Origin of the sequence: Pontibacter sp. H249 (genome assembly GCF_037892465.1) — a bacterium.
In the GTDB taxonomy this organism is placed as follows: Bacteria; Bacteroidota; Bacteroidia; order Cytophagales; family Hymenobacteraceae; genus Pontibacter.
Genome location: NZ_JBBKTR010000004.1, coordinates 113,381 through 131,103, shown reverse-complemented (window position 1 = coordinate 131,103; position 17,723 = coordinate 113,381). Strand labels below are relative to the sequence as shown.

General features: G+C 44.7%; 16 protein-coding genes. 7 read left to right on the top strand and 9 right to left on the bottom strand.

Features of this window, described 5'->3' with window-relative positions; all coding sequences use genetic code 11:
• Positions 1–211: 211 nt before the first annotated feature.
• Genes WG943_RS07385 through WG943_RS07375 form a run of 3 tightly spaced genes read left to right on the top strand, consistent with a single transcriptional unit; the run spans position 212 to position 1,747 of the window.
• Complete coding sequence (locus WG943_RS07385) at positions 212–760, top strand: RNA polymerase sigma factor (protein WP_340407848.1); 549 nt, start codon at positions 212–214, stop codon at positions 758–760.
• Positions 757–1,290, top strand: a complete 534-nt coding sequence (locus tag WG943_RS07380) for a hypothetical protein (RefSeq protein ID WP_340407847.1) — start codon at positions 757–759, stop codon at positions 1,288–1,290. Before WG943_RS07385 ends, WG943_RS07380 begins: the two co-directional genes overlap by 4 nt.
• A complete protein-coding gene (locus WG943_RS07375; protein ID WP_340407846.1) occupies positions 1,283–1,747 on the top strand; it encodes a hypothetical protein in 465 nt (154 codons plus the stop codon). The genes WG943_RS07380 and WG943_RS07375 overlap by 8 nt, the downstream gene beginning before the upstream one ends.
• Positions 1,748–1,819: 72 nt before the next feature.
• On the opposite strand, the gene WG943_RS07370 is transcribed toward WG943_RS07375, so the two are convergent.
• Both WG943_RS07370 and dbpA read right to left on the bottom strand, forming a co-directional pair.
• A complete protein-coding gene (locus WG943_RS07370) occupies positions 1,820–2,815 on the bottom strand; it encodes a zinc dependent phospholipase C family protein (RefSeq protein WP_340407845.1) in 996 nt (331 codons plus the stop codon).
• Between the two features lie 46 nt (positions 2,816–2,861).
• Entirely contained in the window at positions 2,862–4,244 is a 1,383-nt protein-coding gene (gene dbpA / locus WG943_RS07365; protein ID WP_340407844.1) for an ATP-dependent RNA helicase DbpA, read from the bottom strand.
• A gap of 128 nt (positions 4,245–4,372) precedes the next feature.
• Between dbpA and WG943_RS07360 the strand changes: the two genes are divergently transcribed.
• Both WG943_RS07360 and WG943_RS07355 read left to right on the top strand, forming a co-directional pair.
• Entirely contained in the window at positions 4,373–5,485 is a 1,113-nt protein-coding gene (locus tag WG943_RS07360; protein ID WP_340407842.1) for an AI-2E family transporter, read from the top strand.
• 6 nt (positions 5,486–5,491) lie between these two features.
• Complete coding sequence (locus tag WG943_RS07355) at positions 5,492–5,674, top strand: multidrug resistance efflux transporter family protein (protein ID WP_340407841.1); 183 nt, start codon at positions 5,492–5,494, stop codon at positions 5,672–5,674.
• A 140-nt stretch (positions 5,675–5,814) separates the two neighbouring features.
• Here the strand turns inward: WG943_RS07355 and WG943_RS07350 are convergent, their stop codons facing one another.
• Together WG943_RS07350 and WG943_RS07345 are read right to left on the bottom strand one after the other, a co-directional pair.
• Positions 5,815–6,570: a LytR/AlgR family response regulator transcription factor gene (locus WG943_RS07350; RefSeq protein WP_340407840.1), complete on the bottom strand. Its 756-nt coding sequence runs from the start codon at positions 6,568–6,570 to the stop codon at positions 5,815–5,817.
• A 281-nt stretch (positions 6,571–6,851) separates the two neighbouring features.
• The gene (locus WG943_RS07345; protein WP_340407838.1) at positions 6,852–7,865 is read right to left on the bottom strand and encodes a sensor histidine kinase; all 1,014 of its coding nucleotides are present in this window, start codon (positions 7,863–7,865) and stop codon (positions 6,852–6,854) included.
• A 211-nt stretch (positions 7,866–8,076) separates the two neighbouring features.
• Here WG943_RS07345 and WG943_RS07340 point away from each other — a divergent pair, with 211 nt between their 5' ends.
• Positions 8,077–10,503: an outer membrane beta-barrel family protein gene (locus tag WG943_RS07340; RefSeq protein ID WP_340407837.1), complete on the top strand. Its 2,427-nt coding sequence runs from the start codon at positions 8,077–8,079 to the stop codon at positions 10,501–10,503.
• Positions 10,504–10,654: 151 nt separating this feature from the next.
• Entirely contained in the window at positions 10,655–11,755 is a 1,101-nt protein-coding gene (locus WG943_RS07335; protein WP_340407836.1) for a DUF5694 domain-containing protein, read from the top strand.
• A gap of 52 nt (positions 11,756–11,807) precedes the next feature.
• Here the strand turns inward: WG943_RS07335 and WG943_RS07330 are convergent, their stop codons facing one another.
• From WG943_RS07330 to WG943_RS07310, 5 genes are all read right to left on the bottom strand, one after another.
• The gene (locus WG943_RS07330) at positions 11,808–12,014 is read right to left on the bottom strand and encodes a YgaP family membrane protein (protein WP_340408122.1); all 207 of its coding nucleotides are present in this window, start codon (positions 12,012–12,014) and stop codon (positions 11,808–11,810) included.
• Between the two features lie 142 nt (positions 12,015–12,156).
• Entirely contained in the window at positions 12,157–13,341 is a 1,185-nt protein-coding gene (locus tag WG943_RS07325; RefSeq protein ID WP_340407835.1) for an acyltransferase family protein, read from the bottom strand.
• A gap of 96 nt (positions 13,342–13,437) precedes the next feature.
• Positions 13,438–14,157 (bottom strand): helix-turn-helix domain-containing protein, encoded by a 720-nt coding sequence (locus WG943_RS07320; protein ID WP_340407833.1) that lies wholly within the window; start codon positions 14,155–14,157, stop codon positions 13,438–13,440.
• A 21-nt stretch (positions 14,158–14,178) separates the two neighbouring features.
• On the bottom strand, positions 14,179–14,574 hold the full coding sequence (locus tag WG943_RS07315) for a hypothetical protein (RefSeq protein ID WP_340407831.1): 396 nt from the start codon (positions 14,572–14,574) through the stop codon (positions 14,179–14,181).
• Positions 14,575–14,689: 115 nt separating this feature from the next.
• Positions 14,690–17,476, bottom strand: a complete 2,787-nt coding sequence (locus WG943_RS07310) for an outer membrane beta-barrel protein (RefSeq protein WP_340407830.1) — start codon at positions 17,474–17,476, stop codon at positions 14,690–14,692.
• Positions 17,477–17,723 lie beyond the last annotated feature (247 nt).

Sequence of the window (17,723 nt, the reverse complement as noted above, 5' to 3'; positions counted from 1 at the left end):
GCTAATGAAATTAGTTAAAGCAAGGACTTAGCTGTACAGCTCTTACGAAACTAGGTATTAGCCAAAGCCTTAGCAAATGTTTAAGATGCCTCAACAACTCTATGGTTTTGTGACTTGATGCAGGGTGAAAATTATTTTGACTTCGGGTTTTAACTTTTTGTACTTGTTGGTTTCTAAAGTACATAATATAAATTTTTATGCACCCTTATAAATGGTAACGACGACAGACGAAGAGATTTTGTCGCTGTTTCGTGAGCAGAGCACTAAAAGCGAAGGTTTCACTTTGTTGATGAACAAATACAATGAACGGATCTATTGGCATATTCGGCGCCTGGTTGTGTCTCATGACGATGCGCAGGATGTTTTGCAGGAGACATTTATCAATGTGTACAAAGGACTTGATGGTTTTTCCGGTGAGAGTAAGCTTTATACCTGGCTTTATAGAATTGCTACCAACGAGTGCCTGCGGCTGTTCCGGAATAAGAAAAAGTTTCTGGTAGCTGAAGGTGAGGTAAACGAGAAGCTTATCAACCAGCTTCACGAAAGCACCACCACAGATGTAGACCAGCTACTGGTTACGTTTCAAGAGGCCATACTTCGCTTGCCGGAAAAACAACAATTGGTATTTAACATGCGCTACTACGACGAGCTCAGTTACGAAGAAATCAGCCAGATACTGGACAGCTCGGTAGCCACTTTAAAAACAAACTATCACTACGCTAGCAGCAAGATTAAAGAATACATGCTAAATAACTCATGAAAGAAGATTTCGATTTTAATAGAGTAGGGAAGCGGATGCCTTACAAAGTGCCACCAGACTTTTTTGAGCAGGTTACACAAAGCACCTTGGCCGAGGCAGAACGCAGAGGCAATAAGCATAAACAGCCAGTTCTGTTTGTATGGCGTGCTATGGCAGTAGCAGCTAGCTTGGCTATATTACTCACGGTGGGGTACTTTGTGTACACAGCTAACAAAGCCTATGAGCCAGCCATAGCGACTACAGAAACCGGTCAGCAGCAAAATGCTCCGGTTATAGTGGAGCAGCCAACCAATGAGGTAAAGGAAGAAACTGAAACGGCACCAGCTAAGCCAGAAGAACAAACCTTGGCGGCTATTACAAAACCTGAAGACCCAAGTATAAAGCCGCGAACAAACCAACTCACAAATTCCAAAATGCCTGAGACGCTAGATGATGTGCTGGCTACTATTTCGGATGAAGAATTGATGCTACTTGCAGCCGTAGCAGAAACTGATTTACATGTATATGAACAAACTTTTGAAAATGAATAAGCTTTTAACTACCGTATTTATCAGCATGCTATTTCTGTTACAGTTTACAGGACAGGCACAGGATTTAAGTAGGAATCCGAAACTGCAGGAGCGGATATCGCAGGCAAAGCTGGTGGAAATAAGCAAAGCGCTGGTGTTGAGTGAGGATAAAATGAAGGCTTTGACGCCAATCTACAAACGCTACGAAACAGAAAAAAATGAAATCACTTTTCCGCGACAGGGCAGGCTGTTGCGCACAAACCCAGACAGCCTTAGCGCTGAAGAAGCAGACAAGCTGATAACAGCGCAGCTGGATAACGCGATAAAGATCAGCACTATCCGCCGGAAGTATTATAACGAGTTTAAAACGGTATTAACCCCACAGCAGGTTTTCAAACTTTATAAATCCGAGGCCCAATTAAACAGAAAAGTGATGCAGGAGTTGCGCAGGCGCCTACGCAACAGGACAGGCAAGTAAAGTATATTTTATGCTAAAACAAAAAAGGCTATACCTGATGTGGGTATAGCCTTTTTTAATTGGTTTTTATACTTAGCTGTTTGCCTTCTTCTTTGTAGCCAGCACTCTATCTTCCTGGAAAAGCTTATTTTTCTTCCAGGATTTTTTCTCCTGCTTCAGCGCCTTTTTTTCCTCTTTAGATAGCTTACCACCCATTAGTTTATCCAGGTCTGGTTTGCCACCGTCTACCCAGCAAGTATACCAGAAGTTAGAGACTACCTCTGCAGACGATTGCATGCGTTTCTCCACAGTAGGGCCGAGCAGCTCTGCATACTTTTTAGCGAAATCATCAGAATAGTATTGGCGTATTCTACCGTTTCGCTCTACAGTTACATACTTAGTTTCCGGCGTAAAAGACTTTGATGCCTCTAGCTCCAGTGCAAGCACATCCGGGAAAAGCTTATGCGAAGCACGTACAACTTCCCAAATAGCCGTTTCGCTGTCCTTCAAGTACTCAGCCTTTTTGTTCTGCAATCTGTAAGTTTCTGCATGCATCTCCGGTACTTTAGACTCCCACAGGCTGTGCAAGCCCTTTTGGTTTGTTAACTGTCCATCGTAGTTAAGGGTAGTGTGCAACGGAACATGCGCATCCGCAATGTAATGGCCTAGGTCAGCGGCATAAAAAAGTATGCTGTCGGCGTTTTGCTGACGGAAAGCGTCAGTAAGGCGTGCTTTCATCTCCATAACGTGCCATGGCACAATGCCATACTTTAACAGGGTATCCACCGGATATTTCTCTGCAGCAGCTTCCCAAGACTGCGGCATGGTATAAACGGCATCTTTACCGTACACGTCTACATCAATAAAATGGCGAGGCGCCTCTGCCGGATCATGGTTTCTACGTTCGTCAGGCCGTACGGACTGCTGCACCAGGTAGTCCTGGTTTTTGTAAAAAAAGCCCTGCATTTGTTTTGGCAGGCCATAGATGGCCAGTTGATGCACTACCTTGTGGCCAAAAAAGCCCCAACCGTAAGATATAATGCTGCAGGCTACGAGAGCCGTAGCGAGCAACGCGATTCTTTTCGTCATGTTATACTATATGCTAAACAGCGGCAAAGTTAAGCAGAATTATGTTTTAGTCTTTTACCAGTTGTATTTTATACTTGCGGCCCTTTATTTTTCCATCGCTCAGTTTTTGGGCTATGCCTTTGCTTTGCGACTCAGGTACGGCCACATAGCTCATGCGATCCTGAATCTCAATCTTGCCAATCTGGTCTGCTTTTAAACCGGCTTCTGCTATCAGGGCTCCTACAATATCGCGCGGGCTGATCTTATCCTTTCGTCCGCCGCTGATGTAGAGTGTAGCAAAAGCAGGCTGAACAGTTTGATCCGGGGTAGCGGCTTTTGAAGTTAGATTTTCTGCCGTCAGCCAATCATCCATGCGCACCTGCTCCCAATCGCGCAGCTGTTTTTCATCGCGGGGAGTTGCCAATGTATACACGGTGCCACTTTTACCGGCCCGACCGGTTCGGCCACTGCGGTGCAGGTAAGCTGCTGCATCTATAGGCAACTCGTAATGAATAATGTTCTGCAGCTTGTCAATGTCCAGACCACGGGCAGCTACGTCGGTGGCCACCAGTACTTGGGTGGTGCCGTTACGGAAAAGCATCATAGCCTTGTCACGATCTTTCTGCTCCATGCCTCCGTGCAGCGGTCTGGCTGCAAAGCCTGCCGTTTGCAGTTGCGCAGCTATCTCATCGGCGGCAATACGTGTGTTTGTAAATACCACAGTACCTACAGGGTTTATACTTTGCAACAATGCGCCAACTATTTCCTTTCTTTTGTCATGATCTACTTTTATACCTATCAGCTTCACCTTGTCTGGAATAGCATTGGTTGAGGCTTTCACAAACTGGGGATTTTTAAGCGAGTTGGCTATCAGCTCTTTTACATCATCGGGCATGGTGGCTGAGAAAAGAATAGTCTGGCGTTTTTGCGGCAGGCTTGTCATCACCTGATCCAGTTCCTCTTCAAAGCCCATCTCCAACAGTTTATCTGCCTCATCTAAAACAATTTGCTTTACCTTACTTAAATCTACAGTTCGGCGGTTTAGATGGTCGGTCAGGCGGCCGGGTGTGGCAACTAAAAGCTGCGGCGGGTGCGATAACGAAGCACGCTCCTGAGAAAAAGAGTGGCCTCCATAAAAGGCGCTGATCTTCAGGTTCTCAATTTTCTTGGCATACTGCTTTAGTTCCTGCCTCACTTGCACGGCTAACTCTCTGGTAGGCACAATGATCAGGGCCTGCACCTGCTGTAGCTCTGTGTTTATACTTTGCAGTAGCGGTAAGCCAAAGGCAGCTGTCTTGCCGCTGCCTGTCTCTGCCTGACCCGCTACATCCTGGCCTTGTAGCAGCAACGGTATAGCACTTGCCTGTATGGGAGTGGGAGAAGTATACTTTAACTCCTCAAGGCTTTGTAGCAGCGAGGAGTGTAGTTTCAGATCATTAAAAGTAGCCATGGCTTTCGTATAATTTATACAAAGGTACGGTTTCTGGAGGCAACAATATCAGTTTTAAATAAACTGCTACTTATGTGTGCTTAAAGGTTTTTATAACTATTGCTATGTGGGTTGCAGTATGCATAAGTATGGCAGGAAAATTTCAGACACTTCAGCGCTTAACATTCGGGCTTCTGTTCGGTATACTGTTTGTTTATGTATTGGTGGTTGCCCGCGATTTTCTGTACCCTGTTGTTATGGCGCTGCTCTTTGCCTATCTGCTATACCCTGTTGTAAAGCAGCTGGAGCAATGGGGAGTACCGCGTATATTTGCAAACTTCCTTACTATTATCACAAGCATGGCTATGCTTGTAGGCCTGCTGCTCCTGCTTTACAAGCAACTAGGAGCTTTTTTAGGAGATTTTCCGGACTTACAGGGTAAAGCCATGGCCAACCTGGACAGGCTGCAACATAGCCTCGAAAGCACATTTGGCATCAGAACATCCAGAGACAACCATTGGCTTCAGGACCAGGTAACCGCAGCGTTTGAGTTCAGCGGCGATTTTATTCGAAAGGCTTTTATGGCAACAACCAATACAGTTACAAAATTTGCCCTAATGCCGGTTTACATTTTTCTGATGCTCTATTACCGCAACAAACTCGAGCGTTTTATTTACAGACTTACGCCACCAGCCACACACGATAACACAAGCCGCATTATTTTTCAGATTTCACATGTTACGAGGCACTATATGGCAGGCGTTGTCATTGTGATAATGATTCTGTGTGTCATTAATACATTTGGGTTATGGATAATCGGGATTGAATACGCACTCCTGCTAGGCATTCTTTCTGCCATCATGAACTTTATACCTTACTTTGGTACCTTGATAGGCGGCGCAATTCCACTGTTTTATACTTTAGTTATTCAGGGAGAGCCTAACAGAGCGTTAGGGGTAATCATACTTTTTATTTTGATCCAGTTTACGGAGAACAATATACTTACCCCAACTATTACGGGCAGTAAAGTAAACATCAACCCGCTTTTTACGATTCTGAGCATTATTATCGGCGGAATGATTTGGGGGTTACCGGGCATGTTTGTAAGTATACCGTTAATGGGCATGCTTAAGATCTACTGCGATAACAAACCAGACCTACAAGCCTTTTCATTTTTGTTGGGCACAGAGGGCACCGAAAAACATGCATTTACACTCGACAAATTAAAGCGCCTTGTTGGGCTGAAGGGGAAGGGTGCGTAGTTGATAATGGGCTTTAGCTACAGCCAAGCCGGCCTGCTAAGCGAAACGCAATCGATCGCTGTTTTTATCATTGCCCTTAGCTCTGTTGTAATCTATAGCATCTTGTTTTTTAAAGCTACACATATGGCCCGCACCTATAGTGCAGCACTGGCTGCTGTAGAGGCTACGCAGTCTGTGGAGATATTTTGACTACCGTAATAGCTAAGGTGTTACTGCTCGGTATTGCATGGCCTAACTTAACAGGCAACCTCGGTATGCTCCTAATGACCGGCGAACTTATACTTTACAGTATAACAGCCCTTAAAAAGGTGCTTCGCGCGGTATAGCTTTTATACTTTGCTTTTCTCCCTGATCATGTTCAGGAAGCCGTCACGGTAAGTTTCTCCTACAGGAATGTCTTTGTCGCCAATGTAAATGGTGTTGCCGTCTACCATACTTACTTTATCAATAGAGATGATGTAGGAGCGGTGCACACGATAAAATGGGGGCTGAGGCAGCTGCTCTGCCAGGTCTGTAAGCGATTGGTACGTTACCAGTCGCTGCCCCGGCAGGTACATGGAAACATAGTTTTTAAGTCCTTCTACATACAAGATGTCGCTGTAAGCCACTTTCAGAAATTTGTTCTTGCTTTCGCCTTTCACAAACATGTAATCGGCAGCTGGTACAGCAGTTGTTATTCCCGTCTCTGTTTCAGGTAACGTAGCTGATGCCGTGGCATTAGCCGCATCTCGTTGCATTATACTTTGCGCTTTGTGTACGGCTTTAAAAAACCTGTCGAAGGGGATGGGCTTGAGCAGGTAGTCGATTACATCGTGTTCGTAGCCTTCCAAGGCGTACTCCGGGTAGGCAGTGGTAAGTATAACCTTGCATTTGTTGCCGCATATCTTCAGAAACTGTATACCTGTTAGTTCTGGCATCTGTATATCCAGAAAAACTAAATCCACTTTGCCATCCTGCACCCAGTTTATAGCCTCGATAGGGCTGGTGGTCGTACCAACCAACTCCAGGAAAGGTACTTTGCTGATATAGTCGGCAATAATATTGGTAGCGTAAGCTTCGTCGTCAACGGCAATGCAGCGAATCATATTAAGTCTGGAAGTTAGAGTGTTAGAGAATTTAGTCTAAATCAGGAGTTACAGGATGTTTAGGTATACTCAGGATTAAAGTAACATAAATATAGTTAATATCTAGTATTGCAAGTTCATTAAATTCAAGATACTGTTCATCATAAAATCCTGATTCATGCTGTTTGCAAAAGACCTCGCAGCGTGCGTAGCTCTTACGAGCATCTAACCACTAAGCAGATGCTATGTAGCAGTTAAGCCAGACACTTGCGGCTCATAAAGACATTACGAGGGCTGGAATATTATACTTCCTGCAGCTTCAGCACAGTTTTAAATTGCTGGCCATCGTCTTGTATGTCCAGGTTATACTTTCCGGGGTAAATCAGCTCAAGGCGGCGGCGGATATTGGCAAGTCCGATACCTGTGGTATGGTCTTTCTGGTGCTGGTTGATGAGGTTGCTTACCTCAAAGTATAGATCCTGGTTCTGCAGGTGCAGGTTTATTTGGACTGGGGCTTCCGGGTCATCTACCACACCATGCTTTAAGGCATTTTCTACGAAGGGAATAAGTACTAAAGTAGCTACACGTTGCCCGTTTACGTGACCCTTAATATCGAAATTTACAAAGAAATTATCTTCGAAGCGTAGGCGGTAAATAGCCAGGTAATTGTGCAGGTAATCCACTTCCTTTTGCAACTCTACTTTGCCGTCTTTGCTCTCATTTAGCATGTAGCGCATCAGTTCCGATAATTTGATCACAGCATTGCCCAGCTTATCGGATACAGGATAAGCGAGTGAGTAAATGTAGTTTAGCGTGTTGTAGAGAAAGTGCGGGTTAATCTGCGTTTTCAGAAAAGCCAGCTCTGCCTGTGTCTTCTCCTGGCGCAGTGTGCGGTTTTCGCGCTCTTTCTGCAGCGTAGCCTGTAAAGCCCATACTACGGCTCCCAGGAAAATGCCTGGCATGGCCCAGTACAGATTGTCAAATATATAGTATGAGAACGTTATGGTGGAGTAGTTACTAAAACCAAACGCAGCCTTGAACAGAACTTCTTCTATAACAAAACGCAGTCCGATGTAAGTAAACATCACTCCAGCTATGCCCACTGCCATTATCCACCATTTTTTATGCTTCATCCAGAGCGGGAAGACCAGCAAATAACACAGATAGAATTCTACTAATTGCAGCACGTACTGCGAAAGTGTGAGCAACAGCACTTCGAACCTCCAGCTGTACAGGAAGTAGCCTAAAATACCATATCCTATATAAAGTGCCCATCCTAAAACGTGCAGCCCAATTGTTTTCTTTGTTGCGTTCATGTTCTAAAGCTATAGATAAATAAGCTTTTGGAACACATTTTTTATCCCAACCGCCCTGTTTCTGTTTTCAAACCCCGCCTTTCTTATATCAAACCAATAAACCCAGCATTTACAGGTTAGGATAATGTTTGGTGGTGTTAGGATAGTTTAATTCTTGAGAAGCTAAGCGTGCTGCATCTTTGAGTCATCATTAACATAAACGCACTCAATTATGAAAACTCGTTACTCCTCGCTTCGCTTCTTCTTTTTACTGATTGGCTTATGCTTGATATCATTTACATCCCGGGCGCAGACTTCTGCTACGGTAAAAGGCACTGTGACAAACGCCGCAACACAGCAACCCCTGGATTACGTGTCGGTGGTGTTGCTGCAGTTGCCAGACTCTTCGGTAGTATCTTCTGAGATGACAGACGCCGCAGGTGCCTATATTTTTGCGCAGGTAAAGCCAGGCAATTATACTGTAAAAGCTTTAATGGTAGCATTTTCTCCGGCAAAAAGTAGGGCATTTGAGGTAAAGCAGCAGCTGGTGCAGGTTCCGGTAATACAACTGCACGAAAAAGCCAATGCGCTGCAGGAGGTAGTTGTAAAAGGGCAGAAACAGTTGCTTGAGCAAGAGGCCGATAGATTGGTGATGAACGTGGATCAATTGAACACCACCGGCGAGAATGCCCTGGAGGTACTAAAGTATGCACCAGGTGTACGGCTGGATAAAGACGACAACATCGTTTTCAGGGGCAGCAGCAGCGTGAATGTGATGATCAATGGCAAGATGACCTACATGAGTGGTGCTGAACTGCAGAACTACCTTAAATCGTTGCCTGCCTCGGCAATTAGCAAAGTAGAACTGATGGCAAACCCTCCGGCTTCGTTTGACGCGGCAGGCACAGCAGGCATTATCAACATACAGTTAAAAAGAGACGAAACCCTAGGAATGAATGGCACCGCTACTTTAGGTGCGGGCCACGGGAAGTATGAGAAAGCCTGGGGCGGACTGAATTTGAACTATAACACCGGAAAAGTAAGCTTTTTTACGCGTCTTAACATGGGGCATTATAACTCCTTTAACCGCCTTACCCTGAAGCGCAACATCAACGATAGCCTGTACAACCAGGTAAACTACTGGCACCCCATTACCAAAAGCTACAGCCTGGCTGCAGGTGCCGACTACTTCATCAGCAAGAAACATACAGTAGGCATTATGGCAAAAGGCTACAGCTCACCGGAGAATACCGTTACTACCAGCAACTCTGTTAACTATGATGCAGCCGGAAACCTGTTTGGCACCATGGACATGCGAAACCAGAGTAAATTAGGTTCCGACAACTACAGCATGAACCTGAACTACAAGTATGACATTGACAGCACCGGACGCACGTTTAGCTTTGATGCAGATCATGTGCGCTACAGCAGAAATGCAAACGACAATTTCACAAACAACTTTTACGGTGCAGCAGGAGAAGTTACCCAAGCCCCTACACAGCTGCGCAGCCTGAGCGGTGCTGAGGCAAGTATAAAATCATTAAAAGCAGACTATGTGCACCCCTTGGGAGCCGGTTATAAAGCAGAGGCAGGAGTAAAGACCAGCTGGGTTAGCAACAACAGCAACATTACATTCCGGGAGCTGCAGGAGCAGGGTTGGGTAACTGATGAAAAGCGTACCAACAGCTTTGCGTACAACGAAACAATACAGGCCGGTTACCTGACCCTGAGCAAAAAATTTAATCATAAGCTTAGCATGAAAGCTGGTATCAGGGCAGAACGTACCATTGCCGAGGGTAAGTCTGCTACTACCAAACCAAGCGTAGACCAGGATTACCTGCAGTTTTTCCCAAGTTTCTTTGTAAGCTATAATCCTGATGATAATAACCGTTTTTCAGCTTCGTACAGCCGCCGCATCAGCCGCCCTTCGTATAGCAGCTTAAACCCATTTACCTTTTTCTCGGACCCATACACAGCCCATGAGGGTAACCCGTTTCTGCAGCCTTCTTTTTCCAATTCTGTACAGGCAAACTATACTTATAAGAGCTTTCAGCTGCTAAGCATCAGCTTTCTGGAAACTAATAACTTTGTAACAAGTGTGATCGATCAGAACGATGAGACAAAAGTAAGCATTAGCAGACCAGAGAACTTAAGCAAAGCAACTTACCTGAGCCTGAGCAGCGGCGGCATGATGCCTATCACCAACTGGTGGAATACAAGCCTGCAGCTATCGGGATCCTTTAATCGCATTAACACTCCTATAAGCGGCATAGATTATAACCAGGAGCAACTATCGTGGCAAGCCAGTGCAGAGCAGAACTTTCAACTGCCGAAAGACTACAAACTGCAGCTTTCAGGCTACTACAGCTCGCCATCAGTGCAAGGCCTGTACAACGTAAAAGCTAATTTTCAGCTGGACTTAGGGGCAAGAAAATCTTTCTGGGATGATAAAGCCACGGTTAGCGTGAAGCTGAGTGATATTTTTGACAGCAGCCGTTCCAGAAGCACCTTAAAGTATAACAACGTGGACATGTACTGGAAAAACCAGTGGGAAAGCCGCCGCTTAAACCTGACGTTTAACTACAAGTTCGGTAACTCTAAAGTTAAAGCTGCCCGTAACCGCAGATCAGGCACCAGCGAGGAAGAGGGAAGGCTGTAATGAACTTGAAAGCAATTGAGCTACAACATCTCTTGTAATCTGCCACCTTTTACCGGTTCGGATAATATTCTGAGGGGTTGAAATAATTTAATTCCTGAAAACGGTCTCAGGTAATACATTTATATCATCATCGCACTAAAGTAACTGTACCATGAAAACTGTATCATACTTTACCATTAAGTTCAAAAGCATCTTAATCCTTGCCTGCACTATACTGCTTGTAAACGTGCAGGCAAGCGCCCAGCAACAGTTGGAGGTAGTTATTGTGGGTTCTTCGCACCAAAACCCGGAATCTGCTGAGAAATACCGCTATGTGGTAGAAAAGCTTAAAAATTATAAGCCGGACATGGTGTTTGGCGAATACCTTGCCCCGGAAGACCACCAACAGGCCATCGCTCAAAACTATTACGCTACGAAATCTGATTTGAAAAAGCGGGAATACCTGCTGGAGCAGCACCTGAAAACGCCCAAGAACCCACAAAAAGACATAGCACAGGCTTACGCGGCACTTAGCAAATTTGAAAATTACCACAAAACCCGCATGGAGCTGGCGCGCAACTTATTCCTGAACTTCGACAAAGCAAACGCAGAATACCAGTTTTACGTGCTGGAGCAGCATATGCAGCCCAAGTTTGAAAAAAGCGAGCAGGCTGTGTTCGAAAAGATGTTCGGAGGCGTTGATTCACTGCGCAAAGTGGGCCTGATCCGCAAAAACAGTGAATACCAGAAAATATACTTCCCGTTGGCTTACGAGTTAGGCCATTCGAAAATTTACGCAGCCGATTGCCAGAAGTACGACGCCAACTGGAACCAGGCCTGGGCCAAAACCGATTCTCTCATCAAAAAGATGTACGCCGTTGCCAAAGCAGACACAGCATCTGAGGAAGCGCAGGTTGTAAAGGCGATTAAAAGTTACTATAAATGGGCAGAGCAAAAATCGAAGGAAATAGACACGAAGGACTACGGCTTTATGAGCACCGACCTGTACGGCGACTACAGCGATGTGGTAAACTTCTACGGAGGTGCAAAGTTCTACGACATGCCTGGATACCCCAAAGAGGAGGTGCTGGGGATGCTGCATTGGTGGCAAAAGCGCAACGAGGGCATTTGCGAAAACCTCATCCGGCAGGCCCGGGAAAACGGGGCTACCAAAGTGGTGATGGGCGTGGGCGCGGCACACCGCAAAAGCCTTGAAGCAATTTTAGCCAAGATGCCCGGTGTAAAAGTTGTAAACTACAACGACCTGCCTTAGGTTGAGCAATATTATCAGGGCCCGGCTGTAACTTCAGCTGGGCCCTAAATCATCAATTATGATGTTTTGTAGTTCTTGGGCAGGTATTCAAACCGAAGATGGCATACAATGGGCAAAATCCTACCAGACTAGTCAGCACGAAAACCCCGGTTATAACCAATAGCACAATTTCCCATGTTCCTGTAATAACTCCCGCAAAGGCTAACACACCTATAATAGCCGCTACTAACAATCGGATAGTTCTGTCTGCAATCCCCATATTCTTTTTCATAGATCAATATATTTAAATCGTTAACTATTCTTTACTTGTAACTTAGTAAGTTAAGCACCAAGTTTATAAAGCAAAGTAAATTTGTAATGGTCTGTAATTCAATGATATTGATCAACTGTTATGAACTAATTTAATGAGCTTGCTCACTTGTTGCGATGTAAGTACTTGCTGCTGCCTCAGTAGTTGCTCTTAGGACAGGCTGTGTTTTTGGTTTTAGTCCAAAAGGCACCCGCAGCCAGTTTACCTGCTTAATCACATACCGCACAAGTATAAAACAAAGTACAAACGTGCCCAGCGACATTAAGGTAAATTTAGTGCCTACTGATAACTGAACCTCACGCAGGTAAAAGCCAAGTGCCACAATAATAGTTTGATGAAGTATATAGAAAGGGTAAACCATCTCATTAGCCTGCACCAAGTATTTGTTTTTGATGTTCAGGTGCTGCATGGCAAAACCAAGTATAGTCATCAGCCAAAACCAGCGGTTACTCTGTTTCAACAGATAGTAAAGTGCTACCTCTACACCATTAATTTCCTGCCAGTTTAGCCAATAGAAAGTATAAAGTATAATTAACGTAACCGTGGCAATGGCCAAACTGTACCAGCGTAAGTTTCTGATTTTCTCCTGCAGTTCCGGGGCCTTCATAAGTATATATCCAATCAAAAAAACTGTGATGTAGAGATAATGATTTGCCCAGTCGTTAATGAGTGCGTTTGTTCCCGGGAACCTTTCGTTCAGAAGTATGGCACCACCACTAAGCCATAGGGCAGGAGCCAACAGAAGTACAGGTCTGCTTATTCTGTGAAAACTAAGTTTTGTCCTGCGCAAAAAGAGCAGCAGTGGCAGCAGTAGTATACTATAATGCAGGATATAAGCCAAGTACCATAGGTGGTGCCAGCTGAAATTACCAGCAGGGTATGGCTCAAATTCAAAAACAGAAGGGAAGAAGCTGAGGTAGCTTCCGCTAAAGCCTTGCGTTACGCGTTCAAAGTATACCTGAGGCGGAACTACGAGCAGCATACCCACCAGCAGTGGCACAAAAATGCGTTTTAGTCTGTCTTTGATAAATGTGCCTGCGCTTCTGTAGCCCAAGGCAAAGTAAACACCCACACCCGAAACCAGGAATATAAGTGACATACGCCACTGGCTCATAAGAGTCATTGGCACCTCCAGGGCCTCGCTTAAATGATCGTTTTTTATATGCCAATCCCAGCTCACGAAGAACATACCGGTGTGGTAGAAGATGAGCAAAGAGAAGGCCAGCACACGTAGCCAGTCGAACTCATAGCGTCTGATTTTAACTTGTTTTTCCATAGCGTTTACGTTTTGATGCAAACCTAAACAAGGAAGTATAAAATAGCAGAATCTGCCGGTAAGTTCGGAGTGCTAGACTATAGGGAAGTACTAAAACTAACTCAAAATGGCCTTTTTTCGGTACTCGCCGGGAGTTTGGCCAGTATGCTTCTTAAAGGCCGCACTAAAAGCTGATTTTGATAAATAGCCAGTTTGCTCGGCCACTTCCTCAATCTTCAGGTGTTGCTGTGATGCATTGGCAAGTATACTTTTGGCTTCCTGTATGCGTAACTCCGCCAGGTACTCGAAGAAGCTTTTGCCCAAGCACTCGTTCAGCGCCTGAGAAAGGTAGTGCGGGGAAGTATGCAGTTGTTTTGCCAGGGCTGGGAGAGAGGCAGATGGCTGTATATAGAACTTCTCAGCTTCGGCAGTTTTTAATTTTTGCAGCAGGTCTTGTTTTGCTTCCTGGCTTAATGCCGATTTCTCATACTTTACTTGCACCACTGGCTGAAAGAAAGTAGAGCCTGTCAGTATTTTAAAACTTATGTAAAATAGCTGCGCTACCAGGAACATAGCCAGTAGGTGATCACCCAAATCGCGCTCATACGTTAACTTAACCGCAACTAATAATGCCAGCGTAGCAGCATAGAAGATAAGCAGCAGTTTTGCCCAAGAGTAGAAATATAGATTATGGTTATTAGCAGAGCGGTAGTTGCGCAGTAAGAAAAAGTTAAGAACTAAATACCACGTAATGTGCAGTATACTTAATTCATTTACAAACTCTGACAGGCGCAAGGGGTCTGGGTGAACACGATAGGAGACTGGCAAGTGCTCCATTTCTGGAAAGTACGCACTGACTTACCCGTTATACTTTACTGCATCCGGTTGTATGGTGAAGAGCAGGTGATACAAAAAATATAAGCCAAACGGGAGCAGATGCAGCCATTGCTTACGAGTCCAGTTTTTCCCGCTCAAACTCCGGAAAAGTAAGTAGGTAAGGGGGCCAATGGCAAAATTTATCGGCTCCGAGAAATCAACCAACGGCAGTGTCCGAAACATGAGCCCGGAGTAACACAGGAAAATCTCCAGCAAAAGGCAGGCAAAGCAAAACACAAGCGCAGCCAGTAACAAGTGGTGGTAAGGCTGACGGTGAGGCCGCTTTGCCAGGAATAGCAAGGCAAGAAAGAAGCCCTGCACCACACCCACCAGCAGCACAGCCGTGTACCAATCGAACCGGAAGAAATCTGTTACCATTGCGCACAAAGTATAAAGCAATATACAAATTTTATGTATTACCATACTTTGCTGCAGTGTAAACAAAAAAGGCCCGCATTGCTGCGGGCCTTTTCATTTTTAAGAACAGTTAAGTTTAGTTGCTGCGCGTGCCTGATCCCCAATTGCCACGGCGCTCTTGCATTTGGTCTGGCTGGTTGCCACCGCTCTTGAACTTGCGCAGGTTATAGCTAAAGGTAACCATAAAGTAACGCTGCAGTACCGTGGACTGTACGTCCTCAATAAAGTCTGAAGCAATGTTACGCTGTACGCTCACGTTTTGCTTTAGCAGGTCGTTTACGCTTAGGCTAATCTCACCTTGCTGGTTCTTAAACAACTTTTTACCAACGCTCATGTTCCAAAGCAGATAGCTTTTGTCTACGCCTGCAGATAGGCCTGAATTAAATTGGTGGTTTAACTCGGTGCGGTATACGAAGCCTTTCCAAAGTATCCAGTTATAGCGCAGGTTGCTGCTAAAAGTATAGTAGTTATCGTTCTGGTTTGTGCGCAGCGTGTTTTCTACAATGTTATAGTTAAAGTTAGAAGAGATGTTAAAATCAACCTTCTCACTAATATTGCTGCTGATGTTCAGGCCTGTGCCGAAGCTGATGTTGTTGGCGTAATTCACCTGGTCATCAATCATACCTGGTATTCTAGAGTATCCGGCAAAGCCTCTGAAGTTAATGTTAGAGCTTATAACATTTAGCGGCTGGCCGTAGCTCATAAACGAACGCACGTTCCAGTATCCATCCATGTTTACAGGGCGCGAAAGCCTTGTGCCGGGCTGAAGCTCATAGCCGTTTAAGTACTCCTCAGGTGCTCCGTTTGTATAAACGCTGTTGGTAATGTAATTCTGCGTCATGGTACCAAATATACCCATAAAAAACATATGGTTGTTTTCCGGATTAAAGCTTCTGTAGCGTAGGTTAAACCTGTTCTGAAAGTCCTGGTCTAGGTTCGGGTTACCTATGCTTGGCTGTTGCGGGTTCGAAATATCCAGCACATCCTGCAACTGGTTTACCGAAGGCTCGTTGGTGTTGCTGCGGTAGCTGATGTTCAGGTTTTTGGTGTTCGAGAACTTGAACTCATACTCTGCAGAAGGAAGTAAGTTTGAGAAGTGTCTCTTTAAAGTATAAGGCTCCGGAAATTCGCTGTCACTTTTGAGTGTCGCGTACTCATATCGTACATTCGCCTGGAACCTTACTTTTTCACTTCTGTACTGATAGCTTGGGCCTACATTCTGAGTAAGGTAGTCGCTTTTAAAAGTGTTGCTGAAGATCGGGTTAAAACCACTGTAAGCGCCTGTAGTCTCCTCAAAATCGAATGTACGCTTATCGGCATCATTTATTCTGTTGCTGATGTTGTACTCAAGTTGCAAACGAGAGTTCTCGGCCAATCGCTGCGAGTAGTCAATATTACCAGACCAGGACATGTTTTCACGGTCAGAGTTGGTAAACTGGTTTCTGTTAATATCATTCTCCGGATTCTCCAGGTTGTCTGTGTTCTCTGTTAAGAATGACTCACTACTTGAGTTGCTGTAACTGGTGTTAAAATTCGCAGTTACAATGCGGCCAGACGACCCGAAACGGTGCGAGTATAAAATGTTGTTGTTAAAGTTGATGTTAGCGCCTTCAGCAGTGTTTCTGTTGTCTGAGTCAATCAGCTGACCTGTATTGTTAAACGTGCTTGCCTCACGGCTGGTAAGCGAATTGTTATTTTGTATAGATAGCCTAGGCGTGATCAGGAACCTGTTGTTTTCGTTCATGTTATACTGCAACCTGAAGTTTAAACTATGCGACTCCTCATCATTTTCGTTACGGCTGTTCTCTGTATACCTTAAGCCTGTTTCGTCACCAACATAATCACGGAATTTATATTGGTTATTAAACATGTCGCGGTTTAAGTAATCATAGTTACCGCCAACTTCTATTTTCTTTCCCCAGTTATCGTTGTAGTTGATGCTAAATCTGTTTGTGTTTGTGATGCCATCTGGTGTGCCACCGCCCCAGCCTCTGCGGCCTCTCATACCGCCACCAGGAGTCTCACCAACCGAAAAATCGGTCATGTTGATGTTGTTCGTGAGGCCCGTAACTGTAATTCTGCGGTTGTTGTTCATAAAGTTTACGGCTGCACCAACCATGTATCTTTCATCGGTGCCATAGGCTGCGGAAACTTTACCTGTATAACCTATACGGGCTTCCTTCTTTGTTCTGAAATTAAGGGTTTTTACACGGTTACCATCATCAAAACCACTAAACGCGGCTCTGTCGCTTTGCCCGTCAAATACCTCTACACTCTCGATCATATCTGCAGACAAGCTTCTAACAGCTGAGTTAACATCTCCGCCTGTATAGCGTTTGCCATCAATCATTACTTGTTGCACATCCTCGCCCTGTGCCTGTATTTTACCTTCCTGCACCGCTATGCCTGGCATTTTAGTTACTAAGTCCTCGGCACTAGCGTCTGGCGCAGTTTTAAAAGCCTTTGCGTTAAATTGCGTAGTGTCGCCTTTTTGTTCGCCAAGCGGCGCGCGCCCTACTACCTGCACTTCTTTTAAGGCTGTAGAACCGTCCTGTAGCAGCAACTGGCCAAGGTTTAGCGGTGCGCCCTGTACCTGAATTGCCCTAGAAAATTTATCAAAGCCTATGTAGTTTATCTCAACAGTATACTGCCCATTAGCCACGCGTTCAAACCTGAACCGACCTTCGGCATCTGTAACTGTTGCCGTGTAAGAGGCATCGCTTGTTTTCTTTAGTACCACATTCGCGCCTGGCAAAGCAGTTTTATCGCTGCCACTCTGAACGGTACCAAATACGGCTACATGCTGTGCATAGGCGTGCATTGTGCCTATCAGCATAAACAGAAAAGGTAATATTTTCTTCATTTAGAAATTAATGATGTATAGTAAGGTATAGTGCTCATTTTGACACTATATAGCAGGTTTGGTTTAATATGGTATTTGAAAAGATTTGTATTTTAATTTGTGGTATATGAAGAAATGTGTTAGTGTGTTGACTATTAAGGTCTTATGATTAGGGTTATTGGCTTTTAACCTGCTAATTATTTAAGTTTAATGGAGGTGCACCAATTTGCTAAAATCAATAAGGTTACTTTTTACTTTGCATTGTATT